Here is a 12,616-nt window from a genome sequence, read left to right on the forward strand (position 1 = left end):
CCATGACACTATACTTCTACTCTTATTGAAGACTTTGCGTGCAGCTTTATGCAGAATCCGGTATCTGCGAGTAAACTGCGGCACATCTTTATGTGAGTTTGAAACCGCGTGTCAGATTTTTCCAACAATCCAGTTTTGCCTTTTCCTCTGCCTCAGACAGGGGAATGCTTTGCCTTGCTTGATGATGCCCATGCACAAGAGGCGCAATCCCGTTTTTATTGTGATTTGCAGAGTGTACTGGTTTGCAGTACAGCGCAAGAATGGCCAGCATTATGGCGCAACGCCGAACTGGCCTTGCAGCAAGGTAGCTTTGCCCTGGCTTTGCTGGCTTATGAAAGTGGTGCGCAGCTGCAGGGTATTGTTGAGTATGCTGCTCCTGCAGTCTCGCGCATACTTTTGTTCAGGCAATGTCATATTCTGGATAGCCAGCAAGTCGCTGCTTTTTTGCAAACCCAGACCGCGTGCGACGATAGCGCTGAAATAGCCAGCATAGCCGGGATAGCCGGCATACAGGCCAATGTGGATGCCAGCCAGTTCGAGGAAGGTATAGCCAGGGTCAGGGATTATATCGCCGCTGGTGACACGTATCAGGTCAATTACACCTATCGCCTGCACTTTGACAGTTATGGCACGCCACTGACGCTATACAGTCGTTTGCGTCAGCGCCAGCCCGTGCCTTATGGTGCCCTGATCTGCCTGCCGGATGGCGAGGCAGTAGTCTCTTTGTCACCTGAGTTATTCGTGCGTCAGCGACAGGGAAAACTGCTGGCCCGCCCCATGAAGGGTACGGCAGCAGCGACTGGCGACGCCGAGCAAGATCAGCGCCTGGCAGCCGAACTCGCTGCCGACAGCAAAAACCGCGCCGAGAACCTGATGATCGTCGATTTGCTGCGGAATGACCTGGGCCGTATTGCCAAAACCGGCACGGTCAGGGTGCCCTCATTATTTGACGTCAAGCGCTTTTCCAGTGTCTTGCAAATGACCTCTACCGTCGAGGCAGACTTGCAGGATGGCCTGGATCTGGGACAGATACTGACGGCCTTGTTCCCCTGCGGTTCGATTACTGGCGCGCCCAAGTACCGCACCATGCAAATTATCCGTGAACTGGAGGCCGAGCCGCGTGGCCTGTATACAGGGGCCATAGGCTGGTTTGACCCGCCTGCACAGATGGGTGCTCCGGGCGATTTTTGCCTGTCCGTACCTATCCGCACTTTGCAACTGCAAGCACCACTGGTGGATGCCAAACCTGGCTTGCGCCGTGGTGTGCTGGGTGTCGGTGCTGGTATCGTCTACGACAGCGTGGCGCAGGAAGAATATGCCGAATGCCATCTGAAAGCACGTTTCCTGACTGGTTTGCTGCCGCAGTTTGAATTGTTTGAAACCATGCATGCGACGCTGGAAGAAGGTTGCCGTCATCAAGCCCGGCATTTGCAACGCCTGAGAGCATCTGCGCTGTATTTTGGCTTTGCCTGGAATGAAGCACAGATCAGCTTGGCACTGCAACGAGTCTGTGATGCCTTGCCCTCAGGTATAGCGCATAGATTACGCCTGACTTTGCAGCCAGATGGCGAGATTGATGTGCGTACCGCTGTGCTGAGCCCCATGCCTGCCAGCCCAAAAGTGATGCTGGCCAGCACTGCCAGCGACAGTCGCAATTTGTTTCTGTACCACAAAAGCAGTTTGCGACAGCAATACGACCAGGCCTGGCAGGCGGCAGAGCAGCAGGGTGCTTTTGATATGTTGTTTTTTAACGAGCACGGGCATCTGACTGAAGGCGGGCGCAGCACCGTCTTGCTCAAGTTGAACGGCAAATGGCTGACGCCACCCCTGGCAGACGGCGTATTACCCGGCATCATGCGGGCGATTTTGCTGGAAGACAGGCGTTATCAGCTAGTGGAGCAAGTCCTGACGCGGGCAGATCTGCAGGCGGCAGAGCAAATAATGTTGTGTAATTCTTTGCGTGGGGCTTTTGTTGTTGATTGGTGTTGTTGATTTGAACAATTAGATGCAAGCAAAGCTGCCAGGACTTGTCTATCTGAAGTATAAAGATGAATTCTAATTAAGGCATGGCACCTTGGTAATTGACCCTGCTTAAATATTGTGCCTGCGCCTGGGAAAGGTTACACTGGGAAAAATTAACCGACCGATCGGTCGGCAAATTGCATATTGATTAATGTGGCAAATAAGTAAAATATAAATAAGCAAATAATCGCAAAACAGGAGACTACCCATGAAGAAACGGTTTTTACTGGCGGCTTTGCCAGCCATGTTATCGCTGGTATTGGCAGGCAATGTCCATGCCCAGATCAAGGTTGGTGTCAATGTATCGGCCACCGGCCCCGCAGCTTCTTTGGGCATTCCTGAAAAAAATACCTTTGCCCTGCTGCCTAAAGAAATCGCTGGCAAGAAGGTTGAATACATCGTGCTCGATGATGCTTCCGATACCACGACGGCGGTCAAAAATGCCCGCAAGCTGATCGCCGAAGACAAGGTCGACATCATCATCGGTTCTACCATTACACCTAATTCCCTGGCCATGGTCGATGTGGCGGCAGAAAATGAAACACCGATGATCTCCATGGCGGCATCCGCCGCTATCGTTACCCCTGTTGATTCCAAGCGTTACTGGGTATTTAAGACCCCGCAAAATGATTCGCATATGTCGACCGCGATTACCGGTCATATGAATGATGCTGGCGTCAAGACAGTGGCTTTCATAGGCTTTGCTGACGCTTATGGTGAAGGCTGGTACAAAGAATTTTCCAAGATCGCTGAATTGCGCAAGCTCAAAGTGGTCGCCAACGAGCGCTTTGCCCGCAGTGACACTTCTGTCACTGGCCAGATCCTTAAAATCCTCGCGACCAATCCTGATGCCGTCTTGATTGCTGGCGCCGGTACGCCAGCAGCCCTGCCACAAAAAACTTTGAAAGAGCGCGGCTACAAGGGCAAGATTTACCAGACCCATGGTGTCGCCAATAACGATTTCCTGCGGGTTTGCGGCAAGGATTGCGAGGGTACCTGGTTGCCAGCAGGCCCCTTGTTGGTGGCGGAACAATTACCGAATGATAATCCAGTCAAAAAATCTGCCATGCGCTATGCCAAGGCCTATGAAAAAGAATATGGCCCAGGTTCTGTTTCCACCTTTGGTGGTCATGCCTGGGATGCCAGCTTGTTGCTGGAATCTGCAGCGACCGTGGCTTTGAAAAAGGCACAGCCTGGTACTAAAGAATTTCGTGCAGCCTTGCGTACCGCTCTGGAAAACACGGTGAATCTGCCCGTCTCGCATGGCATCGTCAATATGACGGATACTGACCATCTGGGCTTCGACCAGCGTTCCCGCGTCATGGTGCAAATCGTCAATGGCAAATGGAAATTGATCGGTCTGGCTAACTGATGTATTGATGAAGTAATCAAGGGAGCTGCGGCTCCCTTTTTGTTCGGCCCATAATTTGAGGCTATGCCACACGAGTAAGCAAGAAAGTCAGGTTGACATGGATTTTTCAATTGCCGCCATCCTCGCTCAGGATGGTATTACCAGTGGCGCCATCTATGCCTTGCTGGCATTGGCGCTGGTGCTGGTGTTTTCCGTTACACGGATTATTTTCATACCTCAAGGTGAGTTTGTCGCCTTTGGTGCGCTCAGTCTGGCTGCAATACAGTCGGGCAAGTTCCCGCATTCTGCCAGCCTGCTCTTGGCCTTCGGCTTGTTATGCCTGGGCAAGGAAATTTATACACAATTACGCAGCAAACAGCCCGTGAATACCAAGGCACTGGCTTTGTCCGCAGGCAAGCTGTTGCTGTTTCCTGTGGCAGTCTGGTTATTGGCACGTAATGTCAACGCACAGGAATGGTCGCTGTTTGCACAAGTCTTATTGGCGCTGGCGATAGTCGTGCCCATGGGCCCCATGATCTACCGCCTGGCTTATCAACCCCTGGCAGAAGCCAGCACTCTGGTCTTGCTCATCGTTTCTGTCGGTGTGCACTTGGCCCTGACTGGCATGGGCCTGGTCATGTTCGGTGCCGAGGGTTCACGCACGACCGCTTTTAGTGATGCACGCTTTGAACTTGGTGCCATGCAGGTATCTGGTCAAAGCCTGGTGGTGATTGCTGTCTCTGCTCTGTTGATCGCTGCGCTGTATTTCTATTTTGAGCGCAGCCTGTCTGGCAAGGCCTTGCGTGCTACTGCCGTCAATCGCCTCGGTGCGCAACTGGTGGGCATAGGTACCACGCAGGCTGGCCGTCTGGCATTTACTCTGGCCGCAGCCATGGGCGCATTGTGTGGCGTCTTGATCGCACCGATGACCACGGTGTATTACGACGGTGGCTTTTTGATCGGCCTCAAAGGTTTCGTCGGTGCTATCGTTGGTGGACTGGTGTCTTATCCTGTGGCAGCAGCGGGTGCCTTGCTGGTGGGTTTGCTGGAATCGTATTCATCTTATTGGGCCAGTGCCTATAAGGAGGTCATCGTATTTACCCTGATTATCCCGGTCTTGCTGTGGCGCTCGCTCTCCAGCAAACACACTGATGAGGATGAAGAATAATGAAAGCACTCCTCACCAAGGGTATCAAACACGGGAAATGGGTATTGCTGGCACTGGCCCTGTTGTTTCCGCTATTGCCAGTACCAGAATTCTGGATCACCCTGGCCAATTACATAGGCCTGTATGCCATCGTCGCACTCGGCCTGGTCTTGCTGACCGGGGTAGGCGGCATGACCTCCTTTGGGCAGGCAGCGTTCGTCGGCCTGGGGGCTTATTCCACTGCCTATCTGAGTACGGCCCTGGGTTATTCACCCTGGCTGGGTTTGCTGGCTGGCCTGGTGCTGACCATGGTGGCAGCGCTGGCGATAGGCATGATTACCATGCGCCTGTCTGGCCACTATCTGCCACTAGGGACTATCGCCTGGGGCCTGTCACTGTATTTCCTGTTCGGTAACCTGGAATTCCTCGGCAAATACGATGGCCTCAATGGCATACCGGCTATACAAATCGCAGGCCTCAAGCTAGACAGCGGTCGCAGCATGTTTGGCCTGATCTGGGTGATTTTGCTATTGGCGATAGTTGCGATACAGAACCTGCTGCAATCGCGCCCTGGCCGTGCCATACGTGCACTCAAGGGCGGTGGTGTCATGGCAGAAGCCATGGGCGTCAATACGGCGCGCATGAAGGTTATCATCTTCGTTATCGCTGCCATGCTTGCCAGTGTTTCCGGTTGGCTGTATGCGCATATGCAGCGCGCAGTCAATCCCACACCTTTCGGCTTGAATCAAGGTATCGAATATCTGTTCATGGCCGTGGTTGGTGGTGCTGGCAATGTCTGGGGAGCTTTGCTGGGTTCAGCTTTGCTGACGCTACTCAAAGACAAACTGCAAAGCATCTTGCCTGCATTGCTGGGGGCGAATGGCAATTTTGAAGTTATCGTGTTTGGCGTCTTGCTGGTCTTGCTGCTGCAACGTGCGCGCGATGGGGTCTGGCCTTATCTGGCCAGCTGGAGCAAGCGTCTGTTGGCCAAATGGCTACCAGAAGATCAGGGCATACAGGTAGTCGCAGATGCGGCGGTATTGCCAGTGCGCGCCAAACCAGCTGTCGGTACTGTCATCCTGGAAATCGACAAGGCTCGCAAGCAATTTGGTGGACTGGTTGCTGTCAATGATATGCAGTTCACCGTCAGCGCAGGACAGATCGTTGGCTTAATAGGCCCTAACGGTGCAGGCAAATCAACGATGTTCAATCTGGTCACCGGCGTTTTGCCTTTGACCAGCGGTGCTGTGCGCTTTTACCGTGATGGCAAACTGCAGGATATCGCCAACCTGCCTTCGCGTGAAATCGTCAAACTGGGCATAGGCCGCAGCTTCCAGCATGTGCGCTTGCTGGCCAGTATGACGGTACTCGAAAACGTCGCGATAGGTGCCCATCTGCGTGCCAAGGGCGGCGACGTCATGGAAGTCATCGCCAGCATTTTGCGGCGTGATGGCAAGGTAGAAAATTCCCTGCTGGCCGAGGCGAAAAAACAGCTGGAACGAGTAGGCCTGGCGCATCTGATCAATGAAGAAGCAGGCAGCCTGGCCCTGGGCCAGCAACGCATACTGGAAATCGCGCGGGCTTTGTGTTGTGACCCCAGCCTGTTGTTACTCGATGAGCCAGCCGCCGGTTTGCGTTATAAGGAAAAACAGGAACTCGCCGAACTCTTGCACAAACTGCGTGCAGAAGGCATGAGCATCCTGCTGGTCGAGCACGACATGGATTTCGTCATGAATTTGACGGATCAACTAGTGGTCATGGAATTCGGCACCAAGATCGCCGAAGGCTTGCCGCAAGATGTACAACAAAATCCGGCTGTGCTGGAAGCTTATCTGGGTGGGATAGATTGATGACGAACACAAATACTCCAGAAGCCACGCCAGTCATCCTGGCAACGACATCGCTGTCGGAACCGGCCTTATTGCAAACCAAGGACCTGCAAGTATTCTATGGCAAGGTCGAGGCTTTGCAGGCTGCCAATATACGTGTAGGTGCCGGGCAAATTGTCACTGTCATCGGCCCGAATGGTGCTGGAAAGTCGACCATGCTCAATGCCATCGCCGGTGCCTTGCCTGCAAATGGCAGTATGCGCGGGCAGATACTTTTGGCCGACAAAAATCTCGCCAGCGTCAGTATAGAAAACCGTGTCGCACAAGGGATGTCCCTGGTCCCGGAAAAACGCGAACTATTTGCCAGCATGAAGGTGGAAGACAATCTCTTGCTCGGCAGTTACCGCCGTTACCAGGCAGGTGAAAAGAATTATGCCGACCAGCTCGATGTGGTATTCGATCTCTTCCCACGACTCAAAGAAAGACGCACGCAAGAAGCAGGGACACTTTCAGGCGGTGAACGCCAGATGCTGGCAGTAGGTCGCGCCCTCATGGCCAAGCCGCAATTGCTGATGCTCGATGAACCCAGTCTCGGTCTGGCACCGCTGATCGTCAAGGAAATTTTTCACATCATCCAGCGCCTCAAGCAAACCGGCGTCGCAATTTTACTGGTAGAGCAAAACGCCCGCGCCGCCCTGCAAGTGGCTGACTATGCCTATGTACTGGAGACCGGACAGATTGCGCTCGAAGGTGATGCCGCAGAACTGGCGAATGACCAGCGTGTGATCGATACCTACCTGGGCCTGGCCAGGAAGAATCACTAGTGAGAGTATTGATCACAGGATCTACCAGTTGGGAGAGCCAGGCCGCAATCTGCCGCGAACTGGCTCAGCTACCGCCAGCGACCATCATCGTTACCGGTGATACCCCCGGCATAGATGCGCATGCCAAAGTAGTTGCACTGGAATTTGGTTTTACTGTCGAAGCTATGAAAAAGACCAATGCTGATTACCGCGCATTTCCTGGTGAGGGATGGAAGGGCTTGAATGTCAGGATGCTGGCAACGGGTATAGACCTGGTGCTGGCTTTTCATGCAGACTATGGCAAACCTGGTTGCGCCCGTGGTACTCAGCATGTGGTAGAACTTGCCGGGCAGGCGCAGATACCGGTCAAGATTTTCACGCAGTAAAATCCCACATTCAAATAAACGCCACGACCAAATAAACATCACAATCAGCACGAAGGAAAAAGCATGATCTCCCATGTATTCACAGGCATACAGGATTTTGATAAATCTTTTTCGTTTTACTCTGCTCTCATGGCTGAGTTGGGCCTGGTCTTGAAATTCAAGGATGCTGACAAGCCCTGGGCAGGCTGGATGCCTGCAGACCAGCCACGCCCTTTATTTGTCATCGGCAAACCTTATAACGGCGAAGCCGCCGAACATGGCAATGGCCAGATGGTGGCCTTGCTGGCTGCGTCACGTGCAACGGTGCAGCGTGCCTACGACGCAGCACTCGCACATGGCGGCACTTGCGAAGGACCACCGGGTTTGCGTCCGCACTATCATCCGAATTACTATGGTGCATACTTCCGCGATCCGGATGGCAACAAGCTTTGTGTTTGCTGCCATCATGCCGAGTAGCTCTTACTCGCCCGTCTCTAAAAAGCGCATCGCTCTTTCCAGCACTTCATCTTTTCCTGATCTTATACCAGCCAGCGTAGGGGCGACCTTGATATCTGGCTGTATGCCTGTGCGTTGCAACTGACGGCCATCGGCATGTCGCACGTCATGACCAGAAAAAGCAAAATATAAGGCCCCCGGCAAATACGCGCCGGTAATGTCACCATTGGCACCAGCGCTATGTGTGCCTATATAGGTCATCGGTGCGACTGACTCCAGGATCAAGCCAGTATGCTCGGCAGCGCTTTGTGTTTCTTCATTGATCAGCATGACCAGTTTGCCACGGTACAAGTCTGGTGCTTTTGTATTGATGGTTTGTTCAAAGCTATAGTAACCACCGCTCTGGTCACCTTCAACAGCCGAGACCATAGGACGGCGGAACTGGGCCACTACCCGTGCCTGCTTCACATTCAGCCTGGGAGCTATTTTCCATACTGATTCACGCGGATAACCTCGCATGTCGAGTATCAAGGCCTTGCTATCTTTGATGGCCTCAAACATGGCATTGACATCGGTCCCTTCTAGCTGGTCCAGGTCCACATAGGCGATATCCTTGTTGAGCATTTTAAATGCTGGCGCGGTATTTTCAGGAGCTACAGTATCATTAAAACGTGGCAGGCGTATCTCGTGCTGCTTGCCTGCGCTATCTGCGATGAGCAAGCTTGCCACACTTTTTTCCTGCCCCATCAACAGGTTGGCAAGCGCATCCCTGACCCTGGTTTCCGGGGTGGATGCAGAGATGGTCTTGGCGAATTGCTCAATTTTATCTGCAACTGCCACTCCATCTATCTTGAGGATGATGTCACCGACATGTAAGTCAGGGTTTTGCTGCAGACGTGAGTCTGTAATCTTGCTGATGACCACCTGCTTGTCTATCATGAGCAGATTCATCGCCAGCCAGGCTTTACCAAAATATTCTGTACTGATACGGTTTCTGACATAGACATGACTATCTTGCAGATGGCTGGCCATCTCAGCCATCGTCAAGGCATATTCCACGGCATTTTTGACTTCAGCGATGCGCCTGAGGTAGATGGGCAACTGATCTGACCAGGGTTGGTCCATCAAATGCTTATAGGGGAAGAAGGTCTCGGCAATCGCCCATAATTTAATGACCGCCAATTGTCGCCAGGCCAGGTCAGGATAGCGCATCTCACGATAGGGGAGCTCCAGCGTCCTGACGGCCACGCCAGAACTCGCTTGATAGTGCATCGCCGCACCGGGTTTGCACTTGCTATGTAGCAGGGCCAGGGCTTTGCTGATGCTGGCACTGGTTTTGGCGGTCGATGTATCTGGCGCTATCTCGGCATCGGTTGCAAAGCCGGTAGTACCATCGGCATGGACCAGCTCTGCATTGCTGTATATGACTTTGACTTCGCCAGCGATGATATGACGTTTGGTAGGGGTAAACCAGCCCGGTGTAGCCTTGCCTTGCGCCAGTATCCAGGCTTTGCCGGTTTTTTGCAGGGCCAGTACAGCAGGTGGAACCAGGCTGGCCTGGTTAATTATGAACACCATGGGCAGGGCTTTAGCAGGCTGTGCCAGAGGCTGGATGATCTCAGCCTCCATGGTTTGGAGTGCGGAAAAATAACCGCCACTATTCATTCCCTTTTGCGGAGCAAAGCCTGAGTGCACGCGTACTCTTTCGGTCGGCAAGATTAATGGCGCAGCAATCCAGTGTGCCAGCAGGGCATTCAGATTTTCAGACTCATACCAGCCAGACTCTGCAGGCCGCAAATCTATGATGAGGCCCTTGGCTCGGCTTTTGATGGCATCCCTGGCCTGTATCAGTTTGGTGTAATCAGGATGATCATTACTCATGATTTGGGGGTGATGCAAATGCAGCAGGGCGATATCGCCATTCAACCATTCCAGCACATCCTGTTTGGCTGGCACGATCAGTTGTTGTGACTGGTCCGTTGACTCATGTTCTTCCATGATGAAGACCTCTGCCGCAGGGTCATGCAAAGCCGCCATCATGCCGGCAACAGCATCACGCAATTCTTGCCTGGACTGCGCGGCTTGCACTCTGGGCAAAGCCATGACCAAGGCTTTATCCCAGTCTACATTGCCTTTGCTCAGCGCGGGGTGGCGCCATTTAACGTCACGCCATAATTGTGCAAGATCGCGCAAGCGCATTTCTTGCTTATCCATGGTTTGTGCACGCACAGGCAGGCAAAAAAATTGCAGGGCACATACAAAGAGAGCGAAAAAACGAGCGTGGCCCTTCGACGTAAAAATTAAACGCATAGAAAAAAGGTGTTAAAAAAATGGGGAGGGAGGTGAAATTAATGACGATAAAGCCGGGCGCAAATGTGCACCGGATTATTGCACATTATGCATGCTCAATCATCCATTCTTTCAAACCATTCACCCATTTTGCCGCCGGTAATTTACAGGTCAGCCGTATCGCCGTTGCGCGTTCATACAAGTCTTCAAAATCTACGGCGGGGGCTTGCTTGAAGGCGATGGCGACGGTGTTGGCATCATGCACCAGCGGCAGCCAGACGACGGCATCAAAAGCCTCTTGCAGAGCGGCGATATTGGCATTGCAATTCGCCTCATAATTATGCGGATTGCCAAACAGATTCACTGTTAGCATGCCATCTTCATGCAGGGTGTCTGCACATGCCTGGTAAAACGCTGCGCTACTCAGTGCCGGGGCTTCGGCGGCGGCATCGTATAAATCAATTTGCAGCACATCGGCCTGGCCGTGGTTGGCGCTGTCATTGACATAATCGAGCGCATTCATGCACAGCACTTGCAGGCGACCATCATTGTCTGGCAACTTGAAATGCAGGTGGCAGGTGGCGATGACTTTGGGATTCAGTTCTATTGCCGTGACTCTGGCCAGTGGAAAATTACGGTAGCAAAACTTGGTCAGTGATGCTGCGCCCAGGCCGAGTTGAACGATGTGTTGCGGTTCAGTTTTGAACAGCATCCACATCATCATTTGCTGTACGTATTCCAGTTCTATCTGGTCAGGCATGGCCATGCGCATGGCACCCTGTATGGCATCCGAGGATAGATGCAGGGTGCGCACACCGAGATGTTCGGCGATGGTGACTTCCGGCAGTTCTGTGCTGGCTGCCTGGTTTGCCTTGTATAAATTCAAGCCCATCTTTTGCATGAAATCTCAAGTCTTAATTGTTGACTTTTGGCCAGGTTTCCAGGCCTTCGATTGCCGCCATCTTTTGCCAGCTCGGGCGAGCGATGATGAGTTGCGCCAGCTTGTTCAGGGCTGGCCATTGCGTTGCTGGGCGCGGCATATTGCGTGACCAGCGCATCAGCATGGTCAATTGCAGGTCGACCGCAGAAAAAGTCTCGCCCAGCAGGTAAGGGCCATTCTTGCTCAGGTGCTGGTCCAGTTGATCCCAGATGGCGGCGATACGTTTTTGCAGGGCGGCACGGGTGGCTTCATTATGTTCTTCAAAGCCCAGTTCTGCCGGATAAAACCAGGCCCGAAAAGCAGATTGCAGGCTGCCGCTGATGAAGATAATCCATTGCCGCCATTGATCGCGTTGCACTGTGCCTGTGGCTGGCACCAGACCAGCTTCTGGATGACGTTCGGATAACAACATCAATAGCGCAGCTGATTCCAGGTAAGGGCGGCCATCAAAGACCAGTGTAGGCACGACGCCATTCGGGTTCAGGCGCAGGTACTCGGGATCTTTTTGCTGCTTCTTTTCTACATCGACCAGTTTCAATTCATGCGCGGCACCGATTTCCAGTAAAGCCAGATGAACGACCATGCTGGCTGTGCCGGGGCAGTAATACAGGGTGTACATGTTTATCCTTGATAAGATTTTTAGAACGCGAGGGATTTAATGCTGATGAATTTGTCCGCACACTGTGCATTGCAGATTCTTGCTGATGCCTATGCTGGTCCAGTCCATGCGCAATGCATCCAGCAAGAGCAGGCGGCCGCTGAGTGCCTGGCCTATGCCCATGATGACTTTCAGGGCTTCGGCGGCCTGCATGCTGCCTATAATGCCTACCAGGGGTGAAAACACCCCCATGGTCGAGCACAATACTTCTTCAAACGGCTGGTCGGGTGGGAACAGGCAGGCATAGCAGGGAGAATTGTCATCGCGGCTGTCAAATACGCTGATCTGGCCATCAAAGCTGATGGCCGCCCCCGATACCAGCGGGATACCAAATTTAACGCAAGCGGCATTGACGGCATGGCGGGTGGCAAAATTGTCGCAGCAATCAAGGACGATGCTGGCCTGGCTGACCAGTTCTTCCAGGCGTGCATCGGCAGCCCGCTCTTGCAGGGCGATAATGCTGATCTCCGGGTTGATGGCTTCCAGCGTGTGCTTGCCTGAGCTGACCTTGGCAATGCCCACGGCTGCCGTGGTATGCATGATCTGCCTTTGCAGATTGGTCAGGTCTACGCTGTCATTGTCGACAAGGGTGATATGACCTACACCAGCACTGGCCAGGTACAGGGCAGCCGGTGAGCCCAGGCCACCAGCGCCTATGATGAGGGCGCGTGCTTCAGTGATTTTTTGCTGACCCTCTATGCCGATTTGGTCCAGCAGGATATGGCGGGAATAGCGTAAGAGTTGCTGATCGTTCAT

General features: G+C 53.1%; 11 protein-coding genes. 7 read left to right on the forward strand and 4 right to left on the reverse strand.

The window, feature by feature from the left end:
* The first annotated feature begins 108 nt into the window (after positions 1–108).
* The 7 genes from pabB (at position 109) to ACO0LC_RS16130 (ending at position 7,994) form a co-directional block, all read left to right on the forward strand.
* Entirely contained in the window at positions 109–1,992 is a 1,884-nt protein-coding gene (gene pabB / locus ACO0LC_RS16100; protein WP_423004834.1) for an aminodeoxychorismate synthase component I, read from the forward strand.
* Between the two features lie 238 nt (positions 1,993–2,230).
* A complete protein-coding gene (locus ACO0LC_RS16105; protein ID WP_423004836.1) occupies positions 2,231–3,394 on the forward strand; it encodes an ABC transporter substrate-binding protein in 1,164 nt (387 codons plus the stop codon).
* A 97-nt stretch (positions 3,395–3,491) separates the two neighbouring features.
* Entirely contained in the window at positions 3,492–4,541 is a 1,050-nt protein-coding gene (locus ACO0LC_RS16110; protein ID WP_423004838.1) for a branched-chain amino acid ABC transporter permease, read from the forward strand.
* Complete coding sequence (locus ACO0LC_RS16115; protein ID WP_423004840.1) at positions 4,541–6,370, forward strand: ABC transporter permease subunit; 1,830 nt, start codon at positions 4,541–4,543, stop codon at positions 6,368–6,370. The genes ACO0LC_RS16110 and ACO0LC_RS16115 overlap by 1 nt, the downstream gene beginning before the upstream one ends.
* Positions 6,370–7,173 carry an ABC transporter ATP-binding protein gene (locus tag ACO0LC_RS16120; protein WP_423004842.1) on the forward strand — a complete coding sequence of 268 codons (804 nt, stop codon included), beginning with the start codon at positions 6,370–6,372 and terminating at the stop codon, positions 7,171–7,173. Before ACO0LC_RS16115 ends, ACO0LC_RS16120 begins: the two co-directional genes overlap by 1 nt.
* The gene (locus ACO0LC_RS16125; RefSeq protein WP_423004844.1) at positions 7,173–7,538 is read left to right on the forward strand and encodes an SLOG family protein; all 366 of its coding nucleotides are present in this window, start codon (positions 7,173–7,175) and stop codon (positions 7,536–7,538) included. Before ACO0LC_RS16120 ends, ACO0LC_RS16125 begins: the two co-directional genes overlap by 1 nt.
* A 63-nt stretch (positions 7,539–7,601) precedes the next feature.
* Positions 7,602–7,994: a VOC family protein gene (locus ACO0LC_RS16130; protein WP_423004846.1), complete on the forward strand. Its 393-nt coding sequence runs from the start codon at positions 7,602–7,604 to the stop codon at positions 7,992–7,994.
* Between the two features lie 3 nt (positions 7,995–7,997).
* On the opposite strand, the gene ACO0LC_RS16135 is transcribed toward ACO0LC_RS16130, so the two are convergent.
* The 4 genes from ACO0LC_RS16135 to ACO0LC_RS16150 form a co-directional block, all read right to left on the reverse strand.
* The gene (locus tag ACO0LC_RS16135) at positions 7,998–10,187 is read right to left on the reverse strand and encodes a S41 family peptidase (protein WP_423004848.1); all 2,190 of its coding nucleotides are present in this window, start codon (positions 10,185–10,187) and stop codon (positions 7,998–8,000) included.
* A 181-nt stretch (positions 10,188–10,368) separates the two neighbouring features.
* A complete protein-coding gene (locus ACO0LC_RS16140; RefSeq protein WP_423004850.1) occupies positions 10,369–11,163 on the reverse strand; it encodes a spermidine synthase in 795 nt (264 codons plus the stop codon).
* Between the two features lie 13 nt (positions 11,164–11,176).
* Positions 11,177–11,821 carry a glutathione S-transferase family protein gene (locus ACO0LC_RS16145; protein WP_423004852.1) on the reverse strand — a complete coding sequence of 215 codons (645 nt, stop codon included), beginning with the start codon at positions 11,819–11,821 and terminating at the stop codon, positions 11,177–11,179.
* 36 nt (positions 11,822–11,857) lie between these two features.
* Positions 11,858–12,616, reverse strand: a complete 759-nt coding sequence (locus ACO0LC_RS16150; protein ID WP_423004854.1) for a HesA/MoeB/ThiF family protein — start codon at positions 12,614–12,616, stop codon at positions 11,858–11,860.

The sequence above is a fragment of the Undibacterium sp. JH2W genome, assembly GCF_049340425.1.
Taxonomy (GTDB): domain Bacteria; phylum Pseudomonadota; class Gammaproteobacteria; order Burkholderiales; family Burkholderiaceae_D; genus Undibacterium.

What these genes read in the sequence shown, in the direction of transcription:
- ACO0LC_RS16140 (WP_423004850.1), bottom strand. Translation starts at nt 11,163, where the DNA reads ATGCAAAAGATGGGCTTGAATTTATACAAGGCAAACCAGGCAGCCAGC.
- ACO0LC_RS16105 (WP_423004836.1), top strand. Translation starts at nt 2,231, where the DNA reads ATGAAGAAACGGTTTTTACTGGCGGCTTTGCCAGCCATGTTATCGCTG.
- ACO0LC_RS16135 (WP_423004848.1), bottom strand. Translation starts at nt 10,187, where the DNA reads ATGGATAAGCAAGAAATGCGCTTGCGCGATCTTGCACAATTATGGCGT.
- ACO0LC_RS16110 (WP_423004838.1), top strand. Translation starts at nt 3,492, where the DNA reads ATGGATTTTTCAATTGCCGCCATCCTCGCTCAGGATGGTATTACCAGT.
- ACO0LC_RS16130 (WP_423004846.1), top strand. Translation starts at nt 7,602, where the DNA reads ATGATCTCCCATGTATTCACAGGCATACAGGATTTTGATAAATCTTTT.
- ACO0LC_RS16120 (WP_423004842.1), top strand. Translation starts at nt 6,370, where the DNA reads ATGACGAACACAAATACTCCAGAAGCCACGCCAGTCATCCTGGCAACG.
- ACO0LC_RS16150 (WP_423004854.1), bottom strand. Translation starts at nt 12,616, where the DNA reads ATGAACGATCAGCAACTCTTACGCTATTCCCGCCATATCCTGCTGGAC.
- ACO0LC_RS16115 (WP_423004840.1), top strand. Translation starts at nt 4,541, where the DNA reads ATGAAAGCACTCCTCACCAAGGGTATCAAACACGGGAAATGGGTATTG.
- ACO0LC_RS16145 (WP_423004852.1), bottom strand. Translation starts at nt 11,821, where the DNA reads ATGTACACCCTGTATTACTGCCCCGGCACAGCCAGCATGGTCGTTCAT.